We start from the raw sequence: 18410 nt of genomic DNA, 5'->3' as shown, positions 1-18410 counted from the left end.
GACAGAACGGATCAGCGCTTGGTCTTCGGGTCGAGCGCGTCGCGCACCGAGTCGCCGAGCAGGTTGAAGGCGAGGACGAAGATCACCATGGAAAGGCCCGGGAAGAGCATGAAGGTGAGGTCCTCGGTGTAGAACTGGGCGCCGCGCTGGATCATGACGCCCCAGTCCGGCGTCGGGTCGATCATGCCGACGCCGAGGAATGCCAGTCCCGCCTCCGCGGTGACGAACATCGGCAGCATCAGCGTGGTCTGGATGATGATCGGAGTCCAGAGGTTCGGCAGCAGTTCCTTGAAGACGATGCGCCAAGGAGACGCTCCCGTGACCTTCGCGGCCTCCACGAACTCCCGCTCGCGCAGCCCGAGTACCTGACCGCGCAGCAGTCGGGCGAGGGAGGCCCAGCCGAAGCCGGACAGCACGATGATGAGGGAGATGGCGCGCAGAGAGGTCGGAATGTTCTCGTCCGGTGCGACGAACAGGCCGTAGATGACCGGCATGAACGCGATGAAGAACAGCGTGGACGGGAACGACAGCAGAATGTCGATGACCCGGCCGACGAAGTAGTCCGTCTTGCCGCCGAGGTAGCCCGCCGTGGTGCCGATGACGACGCCGAGGATGGCCGTGACCACCGTGGCGGCCAGCGCGAGACCCAGCGAGGTCCGGATGCCGTAGAGCAGGAAGGTGAACACGTCCCGGCCGAGCTGCGGCTCGATGCCGAACCAGAACTCCGAGCTCATACCGCCGTTGGGGCCGGCCGGGTAGGAGAAGGCGTCGAGCAGTTCGGGTCGCTGGCTGGCGTACGTGGTGTACGGGTCCTTGCCGTACAGCTTGGCGATGAGGGGCGCCGCGAGCGCGATCACGAAGAAGAAGATCACGATGCACGCCGATATGACGCCCGTGCGGTCGCGCTTGAAGCGCTTCCAGGCCAGTCGGCCCGGCGAACGGCTCTCGCTGCCCTTGGGGGTGGCGGGCGTGGGTGACTTGTCGACGGTTTCGTCGGTCACCTCGAGCGGGGCGGCCGCTGATGGAGTTGGGGGGGTCATGGTGCTCCTGGCCCAGAGGAGGGTCTGATGACTCCGCAGGGCGTCCCCCTACGGGCTACGCCGGACTTTTTCAACGCAATTCGTTCAAGGTCAATAAAAACTGACTCGAGTTGACTTTCTCTTTACCTTCTTTACCCTGCCTTGGTCATTCCGTAGTTACGCGTGTAGCGCCTCGTGATCGATCCGTGCTTTACATCGGGCTAAATTCGCAAATCGGGCAAGGCGTTCGTTATGCGGACGTGGAGTGGTCGGAATGCGTACACCGGAGGTTCGTAATCCAACGGTTTCGTATCGGAAGGTGAAGATCCGTTGCGTCGACCGTTCAAGATCCTTTACGGCGGCGGAGCGGACCGGCTTTCGTCGGCGCCCCGACCGCCGCACCGCGGGTGTCGGGTTCCTCCAAAGGGAGGTATGCGTGTGCGAGGTGCACCTTTTGCCCTGATGCTGACCGGTAATGGATCAGCGGACGAGTCAGCGAACGAGCCGGACGAGTCAGGGCACGAGGAGGCACTCCATGCGCGGAGCCACGCACGCCAAATGGGCCGCTTGCGCGGCGGCGGTAGTCCTCGCGGCGACGGCCTGCGGCGGCGGGGGCGGGGACGGCGGCAGCGGCGGGGACGGCGGCGGAGTGCTCAGCTCCTCCTGGGGCGACCCCCAGAACCCGCTGGAGCCGGCCAACACCAACGAGGTGCAGGGCGGCAAGGTCCTCGACATGATCTTCCGGGGGCTGAAGAAGTACGACCCCGAGAGCGGCGAGGCCCAGAACATGCTCGCCGAGAAGATCGAGACCTCCGACTCGCAGAACTTCACCGTCACCGTCAAGGACGGCTGGACCTTCAGCAACGGCGAGAAGGTCACCGCCCAGTCCTTCGTGGACGCCTGGAACTACGGCGCGAGCCTGAAGAACAACCAGCGCAACGCCTACTTCTTCGCCTACATCGACGGCTACGACAAGGTGCACCCCGAGAGCGGCTCGCAGAGCGCCGACACGCTCTCCGGGCTGAAGGTGACCGGCCCCCGCACCTTCACCATCAAGCTCAGCCAGAAGTTCTCCACGTTCCCCGACACCCTCGGCTACCCGGCCTTCGCACCGCTGCCCAAGGCGTTCTTCGACGACCACGACGCCTGGCTGAAGAAGCCCGTCGGCAACGGCCCGTACCAGGTCGACAACTACACCCGAGGCTCGCAGATGTCCCTGCGCAAGTGGGACGACTACCCCGGCCCGGACAAGGCGCAGAACGGCGGCGTGGACCTCAAGGTCTACACGGACAACAACACCGCCTACACCGACCTGATCGCGGGCAACCTCGACCTCGTCGACGACGTGCCCGCCTCCCAGCTCAAGAACGTCAAGAACGACCTCGGCGACCGGTACATCAACACGCCCGCCGGCATCATCCAGACCCTCGCCTTCCCGTTCTACGACGACGACTGGAACAAGTCGGGCTCCGAGAAGGTCCGCAAGGGCCTGTCCATGGCCATCGACCGCAAACAGATCACCGACACGATCTTCCAGCAGACCCGCACCCCGGCCACCGACTGGACCTCGCCGGTCCTCGGCAAGGACGGCGGCTACAAGCCGGGCCTGTGCGGCGACGCCTGCGAGTACAACCCCGAAGAGGCCAAGAAGCTGGTCAAGGAGGGCGGCGGACTCCCCGGCGGCCAGGTCAAGATCACGTACAACGCGGACACCGGCTCCCACAAGCAGTGGGTGGACGCGGTCTGCAACTCCATCAACAACGCCCTGGACAACGACCGCGCCTGCGCCGGCAACCCGGTCGGCACCTTCGCGGACTTCCGCAACCAGATCACCGACCAGAAGATGAGCGGCCCCTTCCGCGCCGGCTGGCAGATGGACTACCCCCTCATCCAGAACTTCCTCCAGCCGCTCTACTACACCAACGCCTCCTCCAACGACGGCAAGTGGTCCAACCAGAAGTTCGACGACCTGGTCGACAAGGCCAACGGCCAGACCGACACCGCCGAGGCCGTCAAGACCTTCCAGCAGGCCGAGGAGGTCGTCCGGGACAACATGGCCGCCATCCCGCTCTGGTACCAGAACGGCAGCGCCGGCTACTCGGACCGGCTCTCCAACGTCAAGCTCAACCCGTTCAGCGTCCCGGTCTACAACGAGATCAAGGTCGGCTGAGGGGGCGGGCTCCATGGGACGCTACGTCGTCCGGCGGCTGCTCCAGATGATCCCGGTCTTCATCGGGGCCACGCTGCTGATCTTCCTGATGGTCAACGTGATGGGCGACCCCATCGCGGGGCTGTGCGGCGACCGGGAGTGCGATCCGGCGACGGCCGCGCAGCTGCGGCACGAGTTCGGCCTCGACCAGCCCGTGTGGCAGCAGTACGCCACCTACATGGGCAACGTCTTCACCGGCGACTTCGGCACCGCCTTCAACGGCCAGCCGGTCACCGAGCTGATGGGCACGGCGTTCCCGGTCACCATCCGGCTGACCATCGTCGCGATCCTCTTCGAGATCATCGTGGGGATCGTCCTCGGCGTCGTCACCGGCCTGCGCCGCGGCCGCCCCGTCGACACCGGCGTACTCCTCCTCACCCTCGTCGTCATCTCCGTCCCCACCTTCGTCACCGGCCTGCTGCTCCAGCTGCTGCTCGGCGTCAAGTGGGGCTGGATCGACCCGGCCGTCTCCTCCGAGGCGGCCTTCGGCGAGCTGATCGTCCCCGGCCTGGTCCTCGCCTCGGTCTCGCTGGCGTACGTCACCCGGCTGACCCGCACCTCCATCGCGGAGAACCGGCGCTCCGACTACGTCCGCACCGCCATCGCCAAGGGCCTGCCCCGGCACCGGGTCATCACCCGGCACCTGCTGCGCAACTCCCTCATCCCCGTCGTCACCTTCATCGGCACCGACATCGGCGCCCTGATGGGCGGCGCCATCGTCACCGAGCGGATCTTCAACATCCACGGCGTCGGCTACCAGCTCTACCAGGGCATCCTGCGCCAGAACACCCAGACCGTGGTCGGCTTCGTCACCGTCCTGGTCCTCGTCTTCCTCGTCGCCAACCTCGTCGTCGACCTCCTGTACGCCGTACTCGACCCGAGGATCCGCTATGCCTGATCAGGAACCCTACGAGCCCGAACGCGCCGTCGCCGGCACCGGCATGGGCGGCACGATGGACCTCGGCGCCAGCGAGGCGGTCACGCTGGAGCAGCCGCCGGGCCCCGACGGCGCCGACCCGCGCGAGAAGCCGCGGAGCCTGTGGTCCGACGCCTGGCACGACCTGCGCCGCAACCCCGTCTTCATCATCTCGGCCCTGGTGATCCTCTTCCTGATCGTCATCTCCCTGTGGCCGTCCCTGATCGCCTCCGGCAGCCCGCTCAAGTGCGACCTGGCCAAGGCCCAGGAGGGCTCCCAGCCCGGCCACCCGTTCGGCTTCAACGGCCAGGGCTGCGACGTCTACACCCGCACCGTCTACGGCGCCCGCACCTCGGTGGCGGTCGGCATCCTCGCCACCCTCGGCGTCGCCGTCCTCGGCAGCGTCCTCGGCGGCCTCGCCGGATTCTTCGGCGGCGCCGGGGACGCCGTCCTGTCCCGCATCACCGACATCTTCTTCGCGATCCCGGTCGTCCTCGGCGGTCTCGTGCTGCTCTCCGTCATCACCAGCAACACCGTCTGGCCCGTCATCGGCTTCATCGTGCTGCTCGGCTGGCCGCAGATCTCCCGCATCGCCCGCGGCTCCGTCATCACCGCCAAGCAGAACGACTACGTCCAGGCGGCCCGGGCGCTGGGCGCCTCCAACTCCCGCCTCCTGCTGCGCCACATCGCGCCCAACGCCGTCGCCCCCGTCATCGTCGTCGCGACCATCGCGCTCGGCACCTACATCTCCCTGGAGGCGACCCTGTCCTTCCTCGGCGTCGGCCTCAAGCCGCCCAGCGTCTCCTGGGGCATCGACATCTCCTCCGCCGCCCCCTACGTGCGCAACGCCCCGCACGCCCTGCTCTGGCCCTCCGGAGCCCTCGCCATCACCGTCCTCGCGTTCATCATGCTCGGCGACGCGGTGCGCGACGCCCTCGACCCGAAGCTGAGGTGAGCGACCGCATGCTGCTCGAAGTGCGCGACCTGCACGTGGAGTTCCACACCCGCGACGGCGTCGCCAAGGCCGTCAACGGCGTCAGCTACGGCGTGGACGCCGGCGAGACCCTCGCGGTGCTCGGCGAGTCCGGCTCCGGCAAGTCCGTCACCGCCCAGACGGTCATGGGCATCCTCGACATCCCGCCGGGCAGGGTCACCGCGGGGGAGATCCTCTTCGAGGGCCGGGACCTGCTGAAGCTGAAGGAGGAGGAACGCCGGAAGGTCCGCGGCGCCGAAATGGCGATGATCTTCCAGGACGCGCTGTCCTCGCTGAACCCCGTCCTGACCGTCGGCGCCCAGCTCGCCGAGATGTTCACCGTGCACCGCGGCATGTCCCGCAAGGACGCCCACGCCAAGGCCGTCGAGCTGATGGACCGGGTGCGCATCCCGGCCGCCGGGGAGCGGGTCAAGCAGTACCCGCACCAGTTCTCCGGCGGCATGCGCCAGCGCATCATGATCGCGATGGCGATGGCCCTGGAACCCAAGCTCATCATCGCCGACGAACCGACCACCGCCCTCGACGTCACCGTCCAGGCCCAGGTCATGGACCTGCTCGCGGAACTCCAGCGCGAGCTGCACATGGGGCTGATCCTCATCACCCACGACCTCGGCGTGGTCGCCGACGTCGCCGACAAGATCGCCGTCATGTACGCGGGCCGCATCGTGGAGACGGCCCCGGTCCACGACATCTACAAGGCCCCCGCCCACCCCTACACCCGCGGCCTCCTGGAATCCATCCCCCGCCTCGACCAGAAGGGCCAGGAGCTCTACGCCATCAAGGGCCTGCCGCCCAACCTCACCCGCATCCCGCCCGGCTGCGCCTTCCACCCCCGCTGCCCGATGGCCCGGGACGTCTGCCGCACCGACGTACCGCCCCTGTACGACGTGACGGAGTCCGACGCCGGGCGGGGCAGCGCCTGCCACTTCTGGAGGGAGTGCCTGCATGGCTGAGACCACCGAGCCGATCCTCGAAGTCCGCGGCCTGGTCAAGCACTACCCGCTGACCTCCGGCATCCTCTTCAAGAAGCAGGTCGGCGCGGTCAAGGCCGTCGACGGCGTGGACTTCGAGCTGGCCCGCGGCGAGACCCTCGGCATCGTCGGCGAGTCCGGCTGCGGCAAGTCCACGGTCGCCAAGATGCTGGTCAACCTGGAACGGCCGACGGCCGGCGAGATCCGCTACAAGGGCGAGGACATCACCCGCCTGTCCGGCAAGGCCCTGAAGTCCGTACGCCGGAACATCCAGATGGTCTTCCAGGACCCGTACACCTCCCTCAACCCCCGCATGACGGTGGGCGACATCATCGGCGAGGCGTACGACATCCACCCCGAGGTGGCGCCCAAGGGCGACCGGCGGAAGCGGGTCCGGGACCTGCTGGACGTGGTCGGCCTGAACCCGGAGTACATCAACCGCTATCCCCACCAGTTCTCCGGCGGCCAGCGCCAGCGCATCGGCATCGCCCGCGGCCTGGCGCTGCGGCCGGAGATCATCGTCGCCGACGAGCCGGTCTCGGCCCTCGACGTGTCCGTGCAGGCCCAGGTGATCAACCTGATGGGCCGCCTCCAGGACGAGTTCGACCTGTCCTACATCTTCATCGCCCACGACCTGTCGATCGTCCGGCACATCTCCGACCGGGTCGGCGTGATGTACCTGGGCCGCATCGTGGAGACGGGCCGGGACGCGGAGATCTACGACCACCCGACCCACCCCTACACCCAGGCGCTGCTGTCCGCCGTGCCGGTGCCCGACCCGGAGGCCCGGGAACACCGGGAGCGGATCATCCTGTCCGGCGACGTGCCGTCCCCGACCAACATCCCCTCCGGCTGCCGCTTCCGCACCCGCTGCTGGAAGGCGCGGGAGCGGTGCGCGCTGGAGGTGCCGGCGCTCGCGGTGCCCGCCGAGTTCCGGGGCGTCTCCGGACCCGCGGCCCACGACTCGGCGTGCCACTTCGCGGAGGAGAAGCGGGTGGTGCCGCCGGAGGAGACCGGAACGGCCGGGCCGCCCGGGCCGCCCGGAGGCCGCGGCCCGGGCGGTTCGCACCGGGAGGACGCCGAGGACGCGTGACCTACGCCGGTCCGGGCAACGACCGCTTGAGGAAGTCCACCTGGAGCAGCAGCAGGTTCTCGGCGACGGACTCCTGCGGGGTCATGTGCGTGACACCGGACAGCGGCAGCACCTCGTGCGGCCGCCCGGCGGCCAGCAGCGCCGAGGACAGGCGCAGCGAGTGGGCGACCACCACGTTGTCGTCCGCCAGCCCGTGGATGACCATCATGGGCCGGTGCGGCTCGGCGGCGTCGACCAGTCCGGCGTCGTCGATCACCGAGTTGCGGCGGTAGACGTCCGGCTGCTCGCGGGGGTCGCCGAGGTAGCGCTCCTCGTAGTGGGTGTCGTAGAGCCTGAGGTCGGTGACCGGGGCGCCCACCACGGCGGCGTGGAAGACGTCCGGCCGTCGCAGCGCCGCGAGCGCGGCCAGATAGCCGCCGAAGGACCACCCCCGGATGGCGACGCGGTCCAGGTCCAGCGGAAAGTCGGCGGCGAGGGCCTGGAGGGCGTCCACCTGGTCCTGGAGCACGACGGCGGCCACGTCGTCCCTGACGGCCTTCTCCCAGGCGGGCGAGCGCCCCGGAGTGCCCCGCCCGTCGGCGACGACCACCGCGAACCCCTGGTCGGCGAACCACTGGGAGGTGAGGTGGGCGTTGTGCGCGGCGACGACGCGCTGGCCGTGCGGACCACCGTAGGGGTCGAGGAGGACGGGGAGGGGGGTGTCACCGTGGTAGTCCGTTGGCATAAGCACGGCGCACGGGACACGCCGTGCGCCCCCATGGGTGAGGGTCACGCGCGGGGACAAACCGGGGTCTTCCGCATAGGAGGCGACGGTCGCCGCCGGCTTCCCGTCCCGCAGCACCTGGACCCGTGCCCCGGGCCGGTCGAGGGTGGCGGACACGAGGACGGTCACGCCCCCCGCGCGTACCGCCGAGTGCACGCCGGGCTCCTGCGACAGGCGCTCCACACCGAGTTCGTTCACCCGGTACACGTGCACCTCGCCGATCTCCGCCTCGGCCGCCTCCTCGCCCGCCGAGGCGGAGACCAGCACGTCGTCGGCGCCGACGTCCAGCACCGCCCGCAGATGCAACTGGGCGCCGGTGAGCGGACGTTCACCGACGGCCAGCACCCGCGCCCCGCCCTCGTCGGCGATCCGCACCAGCTGCCCCGAGGGGCTCCAGCAGGGCACGCCGGGGAAGAGTTCCAGCCAAGTTGGATCTTCGTCGGCGTGCACCATCCGCGTCGTGCCGGACTCGGTGTCCACCGCCAGGTAGAGCTGGCTGCGCTGGTCGCGCGCCTGTACGAGAAGCAGCGGTGCGCCAGCCGCTGACCAGTGCACTCGCGCCAGATACGGATACCGGGCCCGGTCCCAGAGAACCTCCGTGCGCCCCCCGTCGAGACCGACGACGAACAGCCGTACGTCCGCGTTCGGGGTGCCCGCCGCCGGATACCGCACGTGGTGTGGATCACGTTCGGGGTGGGCCGGGTCGGAGATCCACCAGCGTTGCACCGGCGTGTCGTCCACGCGTGCCACCAGCAGCCGGTCCGACTCCGGGCTCCACCAGAAGCCCCGGCTGCGGGACATCTCCTCGGCCGCGATGAACTCGGCGAGCCCGTACGTGACGCCCTCGCCGTCCGCCTCGGCCAGCGCCCTGTCGCCGTCCCCCTCGGCGCCCACGACGCGCAGGGCGCCCCCGGCGACGTAGGCGACGTGCCGGCCGTCGGGGGAGGGGCGGGGGTCGATCACCGGCCCGGGGACGGGCAGTTCGCGTGCGGTGCCGACCCGCAGCTCGGCCGCGAAAAGCCGCCCCGACAGCGCGAAGGAGGCCAGCTCGACCGCCGCGTCGGTGGCATAGCCGACGATCCCGGCGCCGCCCTCGCGGCTGCGCTCACGCCGGGCCCGTTCCTCGGGCGACAGACGCTCCCGGGCGCCGCCGAGCAGGGCGCGCGGGTCGGCGGCGACGCGCTCCCCGCCCTTCTCGACGTCGAGGATCCACAGGGCGTTGGCCCGGTCCGTACCGGTGCCGGAGCGCAGGAAGGTGACCCGTGAGCCATCGGGTGCCACGGTGAACGAACGCGGCGCGCCGAGCGTGAACCGCTGGGTGCGGGCGTGCCGTTTGGGGAAGGAGTCGGACTCGGTCGTCATGCCTTGACCATATTGGCCATGCGCCCCCTTGTGCGGCCGTGCGCCGAGAGATGCGCGCGTACGGATAGTTATGATCACTAGCACATAGTGGGTATCAACCAGGTGCCCGCTGCGTGGATTTATCTGCCCCGAGCTCCGACTGCGACCGACCCCCCGTGACCCTGGGCCCATTGGAGGTGAGCCGCCGTGGCACTCTCGATTTCGGCGGTTGTGCTGCTGGCGATCATCGTCTTCCTGCTCGTCAAGAAGTCAGGCTTGAAGGCGGGGCATGCGGTGGTGTGCATGCTTCTCGGCTTCTATCTGGCCTCCTCGACGATCGCACCCACGATCAGCGAGCTGACGACCAACATCGCGGGGATGATCGGAAGCATCAACTTCTGACCGTGCCGGCCACGAAGCGGACCCGGGCCTCGGGCGCCGGCGCGAGGTCCTTCCCGTACCCGATCGCCGCCGCGAGGCCGGGAGCCCGCATCCCCGCCGCCTCCCGGCGCAGCCGGAGCCGCCGGCCCGCCGTGGTGATCACGGCCGGGGCCCAGTCGTCGTCCCGGTCCACCTCCCGGCCCGGCTCGTCGACCTGGCCCGTCCCGGCGTCCACCGACATGGCGCACCCCTCCTCGCCCCCGCGTCGCACGGCGTGCCCCACCCGGGACGACGCCGACGACGGTGCCGACCGGCACCGGACAAGGCCTGGACGGTTCCGTACGGCCCGTGCGGGCGTGAGGACGGGATCCGGGCCTCATAGGGTGGGGGCATGACGGATCTCCCCGGCCGGCGTCTGCTGCTGGTGCACGCGCACCCGGACGACGAGTCGATCAACAACGGCGTCACCATGGCCCGGTACGCGGCCGAGGGCGCGCACGTGACGCTGGTGACCTGCACCCTCGGTGAGCGGGGCGAGGTCATTCCGCCCGAGCTCGCCCATCTGTCCGGCGCCGCCCTGGGCGGGCACCGCAGGGGTGAGCTGGCGGACGCGATGCGCGCGCTCGGCGTCGACGACTTCCGCCTGCTCGGCGGGCCGGGGCGGTTCGCCGACTCCGGGATGATGGGCCTGTCCGACAACGACGACCCCGGCTGCCTGTGGCAGGCCGACGTCGACGCGGCCGCCGCCCTGCTCGTGGACGTCATCCGCGAGGTGCGCCCCCAGGTGCTCGTCACCTACGACCCGAACGGCGGCTACGGCCACCCCGACCACATCCAGGCCCACCGCATCGCCATGCGCGCGGTGGAACTGGCGGCCGGGGCCGGGTGCCCCGTCGCCAAGGTCTACTGGAACCGCGTGCCGCGCTCCCACCTCGAGGACGCCTTCGCCCGGCTCCGGGACGAGCTGCCCGGACTGCCGTTCGACAAGGCGGCCGAGATCGAGGACGTACCGGGCGTCGTCGACGACGCCCTGGTCACCACGGAGATCCATGGCGACGGCACCGTGTACGCCGCCGCCAAGGCCGCCGCGATGCGCGCGCACGCCACCCAGATCACGGTCGCCGAACCGTACTTCGTCCTCTCCAACGACCTGGCCCAGCCCCTTCTCACCACCGAGTACTACGAACTGGTGCGCGGTGAACGGGGCGCCGGCGACGGACGCGAGAGCGACCTGTTCGCCGGGATCACCGCGACCTCCGAGAGCGGGGTGGCCCCGTGAGCGGCCGCGACGAGCCCGCGGGCTCCGCACTCGCCCAGCCGCTGCGCCCGCCCTCGCCCGGCCGGGCCCTCCTGTACGTGGGGCTCTTCGTGCTCGGTGCCGTCATCGGTGCCGCGGGCGCGCTGCTGCAGCCGGCCTGGTTCCCGGGCGGGCTGCTGCTCGCCCTGGCCGCCGAGGCGGGACTGTGCCTCGGGGCGGGCCGTGCCGTGGGGCGCCGGGGCGGGGCCGTCGCACCCGCTCTCGGCTGGGCCCTCGCCGCGGTGCTGCTCACCACCAGCCGGCCGGAGGGCGACTTCCTCTTCGCCGCCGGCATCGGGTCCTACTTCTTCCTGCTCGGCGGGATCGCCGTCGCTGTGATCTGCGCCACCCTCGCGCCGGTACGGCAACCGGACGGCGACTCCGCCCGACTTCGCAAGTGACGTACCGCTTCGCCGTGCCGCGGGCGTGCGAGTCCCGTGTGGGTTTCCCCGGCGGTCCCGGGATACGCGTGAGAAGTGGCCAGTATGGTGGTGCGCGCCGCCGAGCCGCCCGCTGATGGTGTGACGGGCGGCGGAGCCAATCGGGAGAACCTGCCTTGAGTCGTGAAACTGACAGTTCGTCCTCCGGGCCCCACGGGCGCGGCGGAGCCGCATACCCCTCGGGTACCCCGCCCTACGGGACACCCACGGCTTCCGACACCGGTGCGGACGCGGGCCGTTCGGCCACGCGACCGGAGGAGCGCAAGACCGAGACGACGCTGACGACCCGGATCCGGATCAACATCCCCGGGTCGCGGCCCATTCCGCCGGTCGTCGTGCGCAAGCCCGTCGCGGACGGCGATGACGCCGCTGCCGACGGCGCGGAGGCCACCACGACGGGTGAGCGGCCCGCGCCGGCATCGAGCGCCGCCGCGCCCGCGGGCGGCGCCCCCGAGGCTCCCGCCGAGCCCGCTCAGTCCGCCGAGGAGAAGCCGACCAGCGACTGGTTCGCGCCCCGCAAGTCGGGTCAGGGCAAGGGCACTCAGGGCGGCGGCTCCACCAACGGGGCCGGTCTGCCGGGCGGTTCGCAGGCGCCCGCCGCGGCTCCGGGTGCGCCGGGCACCCGGGGTGCGGGAGGCGCGGGTGCTTCCGGTGCCGGCGCGCGACCGGGCGGCGGGAGTGGCCGTCCCGGTGGTGTCGTCGGCTCCATGAGCGCACCCGGCGGCTCCCGCGCCGGTGCGACCGGCGGGCCCGTGGCGCCCGGCCACGGTGGCGGCACCGGTTCCTTCGACGTGACCGAGGCGCTGGCGGCCGGCCCGCTGGGCGGCAACGGCAATGGCAACGGTCCCCGGCCGGGCGCCGGCGCCGGGAGCGAACCGGGCCGCGACGACCTGCCGGACTTCGCGGGGGAGCGCGGCACCGACCAGGGGCCCGGCGCCCCCGGCGGGCAGCACAACGGCCTGAACGGGCAGTCCCCGTACGGCACCGGCCCCCAGGGCCCCGCCGGTCCGACGAGCGGCCCGGCCACCGGCGACAGCCGGCTGACGCCGCCCCCGGCCGGCGACCTCGGCCGCCCCGGAGCTCCGGGCGGGCAGCGAGAGGCCGCCCCGAACGGCCTGCACGGCCCCGGGAACCTCGGCGGTCCGGGCGGTCCCGGCGGTCCGGGCGGTCCCGGCAGGCCGGTGGGTCCCGACGCCACCCGCCCCGGCCCCGGCGGCGGGCTCAGCGACGACACCGCGATCCTCACCCCGCAGCGGCCGGCTCCCCCCGGCATGGGCAACCCGGACAACGTCTCCGGCAACACCGTCACCAGCGGCATCCCCGTCGTACCGGGCGGGCGCAACGAGCCGTTCCGGGCCGCGTCCGGGGACGGACCGCTCCCGCACACACCGCCCAAGCTGCCCGAGCCGGTCTCCGCGCCCCCGGCGAGCTCCGCCAAGCCCGCCAAGAAGAAGGGGCGCAAGAAGCTCCCGCTGCTCGTCGGCGGCCTGGTCGTCGTCGCCGGTGTCACCTACGGCGCCGGCCTGCTCATGAACCGTTCCGACGTGCCCAAGGGCACCACCGTGCTCGGCGTCGACATCGGCGGCGGCACCCGGGACGACGCCGTCGAGAAGCTGGACAAGGCCCTCGGCGCCCGCGCGGCCAAGCCGCTGAAGCTCACCGTGGGCGGCGACACCGTCTCCCTCAAGCCCGACCAGGCGGGGCTCCAGCTCGACACCCAGGCCACGGCCAGCGACGCGGCGACGAGCGACTACAACCCGATGTCCGTGATCGGCTCCCTGTTCGGCCAGAAGCGGGTCGTCGAACCGGTCATGCCCGTCGACGAGGAGAAACTGCACGCCGCCCTGGAGGACGCCGCCGGCGGGGCCGGTTCGGTGACCGAGGGCACGATCAAGTTCGAGTCCGGCAAGGCCGTCCCCGTGTACGGCAAGGCCGGCAAGGGCATAGACGTCGCCAAGTCGACCGAGGCCGTGCAGGCGGCGTACCGCACCCAGGTGGAGACCGGCACCGCCACCGCGGTGAACGTGCCGACGACCACCAAGCAGCCCACGGTCTCCAAGGCCGAGGTCGACCGGATGATGAAGGAGTTCGCCGAGCCGGCGATGTCGGCCCGCGTGACCGTGCAGACGGACCCGGCCCACTCGATTCCGCTCAGCCCCGAGAAGTCGCTGTGGAAGTTCCTCAGGGTCACGGCCGTCGACGGCAAGCTGGTCGACAAGCCCGACCTGAACGCCCTCAAGGAGCTGTACGGCCAGACCTTCGACGGCGTGCTCATCACCCGCGCCAACGGTGACAAGACGCCCGTCACCCCGCAGGACGTCTACGGCGCCATGCGCCAGGCCCTGAAGAGCAAGACCGACCGGGTGGCGGTCATCGACACCAACCCGAGCTGACGTCACGCCACGGCGGGGGCGCCCGGCGATCCGCCGGGCGCCCCCGCCGTCGTACGACGGCCGTGCGGCGCACTGTCGGCGCGGGCAAGCGCCCCCGCCCCCGCCCGCACCCCCACCGACGGTCAGTTCAGCATCGCCCGGGCCGCCCGCGCCTCGCCCCGCAGCTCCTCCGCGACCGCCTCGTCCACCGCCGACACCACCTCCGCGTACGCCTCCAGCTCCCCGGCCCCCGCCAGGAACTCCCCCCGCTGCACCAGCAACCGCGCCCGCTCGTACCGCAACCGGGCCGCATGCGCCGGCAACAGCAGCGCCAGGTCGATCGCCCACAGCCCCACCGCCGACTGCTCCGGCCGCCCCGCCGCCCACGCCCGGACGTTGTTCAGCACGCGGGACACCACCTCCAACGGCGCGGCGGGTTCCAGCATCGAAGGCCGCAGCTCCGCCCCCGTCGCCCCGGCGACCAGCACCTCCGCGTCCTTCCCGTCGAGCAGCCGCCCTCCGTCGAACGGATCGACGAGCACCCGCTCCCCGGCCGCCGCGTGCTCCGCCCCGAGCCCGACCACGAAGTGCCCCGGAAGCGCCACCCCGTACACCGGTGCCCCCGCCCGCCGGGCCACCTCCAGCCACACCACCGACAGCAGGATCGGCAGCCCGCGCCGCCGCCGCAGCACCTCGTGCAGCAACGACGACTCCAGCCGCTGGTAGTCCGCGGCGACCCCGTGGAACCCGTACCGCTCGCCGAGCAGGTCCCGCAGCGCCTCGGCCCAGGCCCGCGGCGTACCCGGCCGGAACGGCAGCTCACCGGCCAGCCGGTCCAGCTCCACCTGCGCGGCGTCCAGCCCCGCCTCGTCCAGCGCCCCGTCCGCCTCCGCGCCCATCAGCAGGCACAGCGTGGCCAGGTCGGGCCGCTCGGACCGCGCCTCCTCGGCGAACCGACGCCGCACTTCGGCCGAACGTTCCGGCGACGGGGGCTGGAGGGGATGAGGATGACGCATGGCCGGCTCGTGCCCTTTCACAGTGCTGTCGAGACGAGGTGGGGCGAGGTGGGGAGGGACAGTCGGTTACCGGTCCGTCCCGGTGGCTCCGGGCTCCCGGTAGTGGTGGTAGGCGTGGTGCGCGGCGAAGCCCATTCCGGCGTACAGCGCCCTGGCCCCGGCGTTGTCCGTCTCCACCTGGAGCCACGCCGCCGACGCGCCCTCGTCCAGCGCCCGCCGGGCCAGCGCGGCCATCACGGCGGTCGCCAGCCCCCGCCGCCGCTGCGCGGGGTCGACCTCGACGGCCGCGAAGGACGCCCAGCGCCCGTCCACGACACACCGCCCGATCGCCGCCGGGACACCCGGGCCGTCCGCGTCCGAGCCGGGCACGGCGGCGAACCACACCGACGGCCCCCCGCCCAGCACCCGCAGGGCCACGTCGCTCACGCCCTTGCGCTGGTACCGGGCCAGCCACGCCTCGTCCGCCTCCCGGGACAGGACCACACCGGTGCCCTCGGCCAGGTCGGCGACCGGTGCGAGCCCGCCGGTCCACACCTCCGCCGTCACCTCCCGGACCCAGCCCCGCCGCTCCAGTTCCGCGCACAGCGGCTCCTGCGTGCCGGCGGCGCCGGTGGCGGTCTGCACGTACGCGGGCAGCCCGCGCTCGCCGTACCAGCGTCGTACGGCCGTCAGCGCCTCGTCCAGCGGCAGTCCCGGATCGCCGAGCGGCAGCGCGGAGTTGGCCCGTCGGGTGAAGCCGCCGGCCGCCCGCAGCTCCCACGCCCCGAGCCGCTCGCTCTCCACCGGGGGCCAGGCCCGCGCGGCGACCCGCGCCAGCTCCTCGTAGGACGCGGCGGGCCCGCGCCGGCGGGCGGGCGCGGCCGGCACGACCTTCCCGGCGACCAGGTCGGACTCGGCGACACGGACACTCTCGCCACTCTTTCGTGTGATCAGCAGCACACCATCGGTCCATGATGTGAGAACACCGACCGTGTCGGTGAACCTCTCACCTGCGACACCAGTGTCGCTCAAGCGCCTTACGGAGACTCGTTTGCCCACGTCAGCAGCGGTGATACGGACCTCAAGTCGCCCTGCGGCAGAGATTTCCACGGGTCTGTCCACCCCTCCTGTTCGGATCATGCCCAGGAACGGAGATACTAGGGGCGGGCATCGACGACGCCGCGCTCCCGCGCGCCAGGCGGCGGAGCCTACGGAGGCCCGCCAGCGCCCTATCGAGGAGGAACGACAGCGTGACCTACGTCATCGCGCAGCCTTGTGTCGACGTGAAGGACAAGGCGTGCATCGAGGAGTGCCCGGTCGACTGCATCTACGAGGGCCAGCGGTCCTTGTACATCCACCCGGACGAATGCGTCGACTGTGGTGCCTGTGAGCCGGTCTGCCCGGTCGAGGCGATCTTCTACGAGGACGACACTCCCGAGGAGTGGAAGGACTACTACAAGGCGAACGTCGAGTTCTTCGACGAGCTCGGCTCGCCCGGCGGCGCCAGCAAGCTGGGGCTGATCGAGCGCGACCACCCGTTCGTCGCCGCGCTGCCGCCGCAGAACCAGTAAGAGCGGCCCGCACACGCGCCGCCTCGGTCCCGTACGGCCCGGTCCCCCCGATCGGCGCCGCACGGGACCGAGGCGTTTGCCGCAGCACCGCGCGCCGACGAGCAAAGGGAGCCACCCACCGTGTCCGCAGTCTCCGACCGACTTCCCACCTTCCCCTGGGACAAGCTGGAGCCGTACAAGAAGACGGCGACGGCCCACCCCGGTGGCATCGTCGACCTCTCGGTCGGCACCCCGGTCGACCCGGTACCCGAGCTGATCCAAAAGGCCCTGGTCGACGCCGCGGACTCCCCGGGCTACCCGACCGTCTGGGGCACCCCGGCACTGCGCGACGCGATCACCGGCTGGGTCGAACGCCGCCTCGGCGCCCGCGGCGTCACCCACCGCCACGTACTCCCCGTCGTCGGCTCCAAGGAACTCGTCGCCTGGCTCCCGACCCAGTTGGGCCTCGGCCCCGGCGACAAGGTGGCCTTCCCGCGCCTGGCCTACCCGACGTACGAGGTCGGCGCCCGCCTGGCCCGCGCGGAGTACGAGGCGTACGAGGACCCCACCGAGCTGGACCCGGCGGGCCTGAAGCTCCTCTGGCTCAACTCCCCGTCCAACCCGACCGGCAAGGTCCTCTCCAAGGCCGACCTGACCCGGATCGTGGCCTGGGCCCGCGAGCACGGCGTCCTCGTCGTCTCCGACGAGTGCTACCTGGAACTGGGCTGGGAGGCCGACCCGGTCTCGGTCCTCCACCCGGACGTCAACGGCGGCTCGTACGACGGCCTGGTCGCCGTCCACTCCCTCTCCAAGCGCTCCAACCTCGCCGGCTACCGCGCGGCCTTCCTCGCCGGCGATCCGGCCGTCCTCGGCCCGCTCCTGGAGATCCGCAAGCACGGCGGCATGATGACCTCGGCGCCCACCCAGGCGGCCGTGGTGGCGGCTCTCGGCGACGACGAGCACGTCCGCGTCCAGCGCGAGCGCTACGCGGCCCGCCGCACCGTCCTGCGCGAGGCCCTGCTCGGCCACGGCTTCCGCATCGAGCACAGCGAGGCCAGCCTCTACCTCTGGGCCACCCGCGACGAGTCCTGCTGGACCACGGTCGCCCGCCTGGCCGACCGAGGCATCCTGGTGGCCCCGGGCGACTTCTACGGCCCGGCGGGCGAGAACTTCGTCCGCGTGGCCCTGACGGCCACGGACGAACGCATCCGAACAGCGGCAGACCGCCTGAAGGCCTGACCTGGCTGTAGGCAGTCGTTCCGCCCCGCCCGCCCCGGCTGTGGCCACTCGCCCCGCCCTGGCTGTGGCCACTCGCTCCGCCCCGGCTGTGGGCAGTCGTTCCGCCCCGGCTGTGGGCACTCGCTCCGCCCTGGCTGTGGGCAGTCGTTCCGCCCTGGCTGTGGGCAGTCGTTCCGCAGGGCGGAACGGGTGGGCACAGCCCCCGACGCCGGGCCACGGCCAAGACACGCCCACCGCACCGACGTAGGCAAGCAAAACGCCGGGGCCTGGGAACCCCAGACCCCGGCGCCGCGCCGCTCAAGCCCGGCGCTCAGCCGACCGGCAGACCCTGGACCGGCAGCCCGCCCTTACCCAGCGCGTCCGTCGGCAGCCCGCCCTGCGTCGCCGTCGAAGCCGTGTCACCCACGATGTCCCCGGCGGCACCCGCCGCGTCCCCCGCGGCGTTCTGCGCGGCCGGCGTGGCCTTCTTGACGGCCGAGCCACCGGTCTTGCCCGCGGCCGGCACGGCCTTCTTCACGGCCTTGCCGCCGGTGTCGCCCGCGGTCTCGGTGACGTTCTGGGCCGCGGAGGCGGCGGTGTTGCCGACGTTCGCCCCGTCCAGGGCGGTCAGTCCCCCGAGGTTCGGGGTGGCCGGCAGTTCGGGAGCCGCGCTGGCGGAGCCGGCCGCACCGACCCCGGCAGCCGCTCCCGCAGCGACGAGCAGCGCGGCACGGGCGATCCGGCGGGTCAGGGGGAGGGACATGATGCTCCTTCGACGGAAGTCAACGATGGGGAATCGACCGTGCCCGGGAGCGATCGGAGAGTGATCGACCGGGCTCGGACGCAGTGAC

The 18410-nt window shown here is 71.7% G+C and carries 16 protein-coding genes and 1 pseudogene; 11 read left to right on the top strand and 6 right to left on the bottom strand.

Features of this window, described 5'->3' with window-relative positions; genetic code table 11:
* Nucleotides 1-11: 11 nt before the first annotated feature.
* Complete coding sequence (locus NI25_RS13645) at nucleotides 12-1040, bottom strand: ABC transporter permease (protein ID WP_206209713.1); 1029 nt, start codon at nucleotides 1038-1040, stop codon at nucleotides 12-14.
* A gap of 514 nt (nucleotides 1041-1554) precedes the next feature.
* Between NI25_RS13645 and NI25_RS13640 the strand changes: the two genes are divergently transcribed.
* The 5 genes from NI25_RS13640 to NI25_RS13620 are packed head-to-tail and all read left to right on the top strand — an operon-like array spanning nucleotide 1555 to nucleotide 7202.
* Nucleotides 1555-3189 (top strand): peptide ABC transporter substrate-binding protein, encoded by a 1635-nt coding sequence (locus tag NI25_RS13640; RefSeq protein WP_061442708.1) that lies wholly within the window; start codon nucleotides 1555-1557, stop codon nucleotides 3187-3189.
* Between the two features lie 13 nt (nucleotides 3190-3202).
* Complete coding sequence (locus NI25_RS13635; protein WP_061442707.1) at nucleotides 3203-4126, top strand: ABC transporter permease; 924 nt, start codon at nucleotides 3203-3205, stop codon at nucleotides 4124-4126.
* Nucleotides 4119-5099, top strand: coding sequence for an ABC transporter permease (locus NI25_RS13630; protein ID WP_061442706.1), 981 nt, complete (start codon nucleotides 4119-4121; stop codon nucleotides 5097-5099). Before NI25_RS13635 ends, NI25_RS13630 begins: the two co-directional genes overlap by 8 nt.
* Nucleotides 5100-5107: 8 nt before the next feature.
* Nucleotides 5108-6091, top strand: coding sequence for an ABC transporter ATP-binding protein (locus NI25_RS13625; protein WP_061446911.1), 984 nt, complete (start codon nucleotides 5108-5110; stop codon nucleotides 6089-6091).
* The gene (locus NI25_RS13620) at nucleotides 6084-7202 is read left to right on the top strand and encodes an ABC transporter ATP-binding protein (RefSeq protein WP_061442705.1); all 1119 of its coding nucleotides are present in this window, start codon (nucleotides 6084-6086) and stop codon (nucleotides 7200-7202) included. The genes NI25_RS13625 and NI25_RS13620 overlap by 8 nt, the downstream gene beginning before the upstream one ends.
* 1 nt (nucleotide 7203) lies before the next feature.
* Here NI25_RS13620 and NI25_RS13615 read toward each other — a convergent pair whose 3' ends face one another.
* Nucleotides 7204-9327, bottom strand: a complete 2124-nt coding sequence (locus NI25_RS13615; protein ID WP_061442704.1) for a S9 family peptidase — start codon at nucleotides 9325-9327, stop codon at nucleotides 7204-7206.
* 186 nt (nucleotides 9328-9513) lie between these two features.
* Here NI25_RS13615 and NI25_RS13610 point away from each other — a divergent pair, with 186 nt between their 5' ends.
* Nucleotides 9514-9708, top strand: a complete 195-nt coding sequence (locus tag NI25_RS13610) for a hypothetical protein (protein ID WP_030145837.1) — start codon at nucleotides 9514-9516, stop codon at nucleotides 9706-9708.
* 43 nt (nucleotides 9709-9751) lie between these two features.
* Here the strand turns inward: NI25_RS13610 and NI25_RS13605 are convergent.
* Nucleotides 9752-9928 (bottom strand): annotated as a pseudogene (locus NI25_RS13605) (transcriptional regulator); the annotation flags it as partial.
* Between the two features lie 150 nt (nucleotides 9929-10078).
* On the opposite strand from NI25_RS13605, the gene mshB reads away from it, so the two are divergent.
* The 3 genes from mshB to NI25_RS13590 all read left to right on the top strand — a co-directional run bounded on the left by mshB (nucleotide 10079) and on the right by NI25_RS13590 (nucleotide 13817).
* Complete coding sequence (gene mshB, locus NI25_RS13600; RefSeq protein ID WP_061442702.1) at nucleotides 10079-10966, top strand: N-acetyl-1-D-myo-inositol-2-amino-2-deoxy-alpha-D-glucopyranoside deacetylase; 888 nt, start codon at nucleotides 10079-10081, stop codon at nucleotides 10964-10966.
* Nucleotides 10963-11385, top strand: a complete 423-nt coding sequence (locus tag NI25_RS13595; RefSeq protein ID WP_061442701.1) for a DUF6113 family protein — start codon at nucleotides 10963-10965, stop codon at nucleotides 11383-11385. Before mshB ends, NI25_RS13595 begins: the two co-directional genes overlap by 4 nt.
* 155 nt (nucleotides 11386-11540) lie before the next feature.
* Nucleotides 11541-13817, top strand: a complete 2277-nt coding sequence (locus NI25_RS13590; RefSeq protein ID WP_107071723.1) for a hypothetical protein — start codon at nucleotides 11541-11543, stop codon at nucleotides 13815-13817.
* A 122-nt stretch (nucleotides 13818-13939) separates the two neighbouring features.
* Here the strand turns inward: NI25_RS13590 and NI25_RS13585 are convergent, their stop codons facing one another.
* Together NI25_RS13585 and NI25_RS13580 are read right to left on the bottom strand one after the other, a co-directional pair.
* A complete protein-coding gene (locus tag NI25_RS13585; RefSeq protein ID WP_061442699.1) occupies nucleotides 13940-14812 on the bottom strand; it encodes a transglutaminase-like domain-containing protein in 873 nt (290 codons plus the stop codon).
* A gap of 66 nt (nucleotides 14813-14878) precedes the next feature.
* Nucleotides 14879-15901: a GNAT family N-acetyltransferase gene (locus tag NI25_RS13580; RefSeq protein ID WP_061442698.1), complete on the bottom strand. Its 1023-nt coding sequence runs from the start codon at nucleotides 15899-15901 to the stop codon at nucleotides 14879-14881.
* A gap of 140 nt (nucleotides 15902-16041) precedes the next feature.
* On the opposite strand from NI25_RS13580, the gene fdxA reads away from it, so the two are divergent.
* Together fdxA and NI25_RS13570 are read left to right on the top strand one after the other, a co-directional pair.
* Nucleotides 16042-16362: a ferredoxin gene (gene fdxA / locus NI25_RS13575; protein ID WP_003973842.1), complete on the top strand. Its 321-nt coding sequence runs from the start codon at nucleotides 16042-16044 to the stop codon at nucleotides 16360-16362.
* Between the two features lie 120 nt (nucleotides 16363-16482).
* Nucleotides 16483-17580 carry a bifunctional succinyldiaminopimelate transaminase/glutamate-prephenate aminotransferase gene (locus NI25_RS13570; protein ID WP_061442697.1) on the top strand — a complete coding sequence of 366 codons (1098 nt, stop codon included), beginning with the start codon at nucleotides 16483-16485 and terminating at the stop codon, nucleotides 17578-17580.
* Between the two features lie 310 nt (nucleotides 17581-17890).
* Here NI25_RS13570 and NI25_RS13565 read toward each other — a convergent pair whose 3' ends face one another.
* Nucleotides 17891-18322, bottom strand: coding sequence for a hypothetical protein (locus NI25_RS13565; protein ID WP_061442696.1), 432 nt, complete (start codon nucleotides 18320-18322; stop codon nucleotides 17891-17893).
* Nucleotides 18323-18410: the final 88 nt, after the last annotated feature.

Origin of the sequence: Streptomyces sp. CCM_MD2014 (assembly GCF_000772045.1) — a bacterium.
Lineage (GTDB): Bacteria > Actinomycetota > Actinomycetes > Streptomycetales > Streptomycetaceae > Streptomyces > Streptomyces salinarius.
Note: the sequence above shows the minus strand (reverse complement) of the source record. Positions and strands in the feature narration are given on the sequence as shown.

Bases quoted from the DNA above. Each gene is read 5' to 3' on its own strand.
- NI25_RS13645 (WP_206209713.1), bottom strand. From the start codon at position 1,040: ATGACCCCCCCAACTCCATCAGCGGCCGCCCCGCTCGAGGTGACCGAC.
- NI25_RS13640 (WP_061442708.1), top strand. From the start codon at position 1,555: ATGCGCGGAGCCACGCACGCCAAATGGGCCGCTTGCGCGGCGGCGGTA.
- NI25_RS13635 (WP_061442707.1), top strand. From the start codon at position 3,203: ATGGGACGCTACGTCGTCCGGCGGCTGCTCCAGATGATCCCGGTCTTC.
- NI25_RS13630 (WP_061442706.1), top strand. From the start codon at position 4,119: ATGCCTGATCAGGAACCCTACGAGCCCGAACGCGCCGTCGCCGGCACC.
- NI25_RS13625 (WP_061446911.1), top strand. From the start codon at position 5,108: ATGCTGCTCGAAGTGCGCGACCTGCACGTGGAGTTCCACACCCGCGAC.
- NI25_RS13620 (WP_061442705.1), top strand. From the start codon at position 6,084: ATGGCTGAGACCACCGAGCCGATCCTCGAAGTCCGCGGCCTGGTCAAG.
- NI25_RS13615 (WP_061442704.1), bottom strand. From the start codon at position 9,327: ATGACGACCGAGTCCGACTCCTTCCCCAAACGGCACGCCCGCACCCAG.
- mshB (WP_061442702.1), top strand. From the start codon at position 10,079: ATGACGGATCTCCCCGGCCGGCGTCTGCTGCTGGTGCACGCGCACCCG.
- NI25_RS13585 (WP_061442699.1), bottom strand. From the start codon at position 14,812: ATGCGTCATCCTCATCCCCTCCAGCCCCCGTCGCCGGAACGTTCGGCC.
- NI25_RS13565 (WP_061442696.1), bottom strand. From the start codon at position 18,322: ATGTCCCTCCCCCTGACCCGCCGGATCGCCCGTGCCGCGCTGCTCGTC.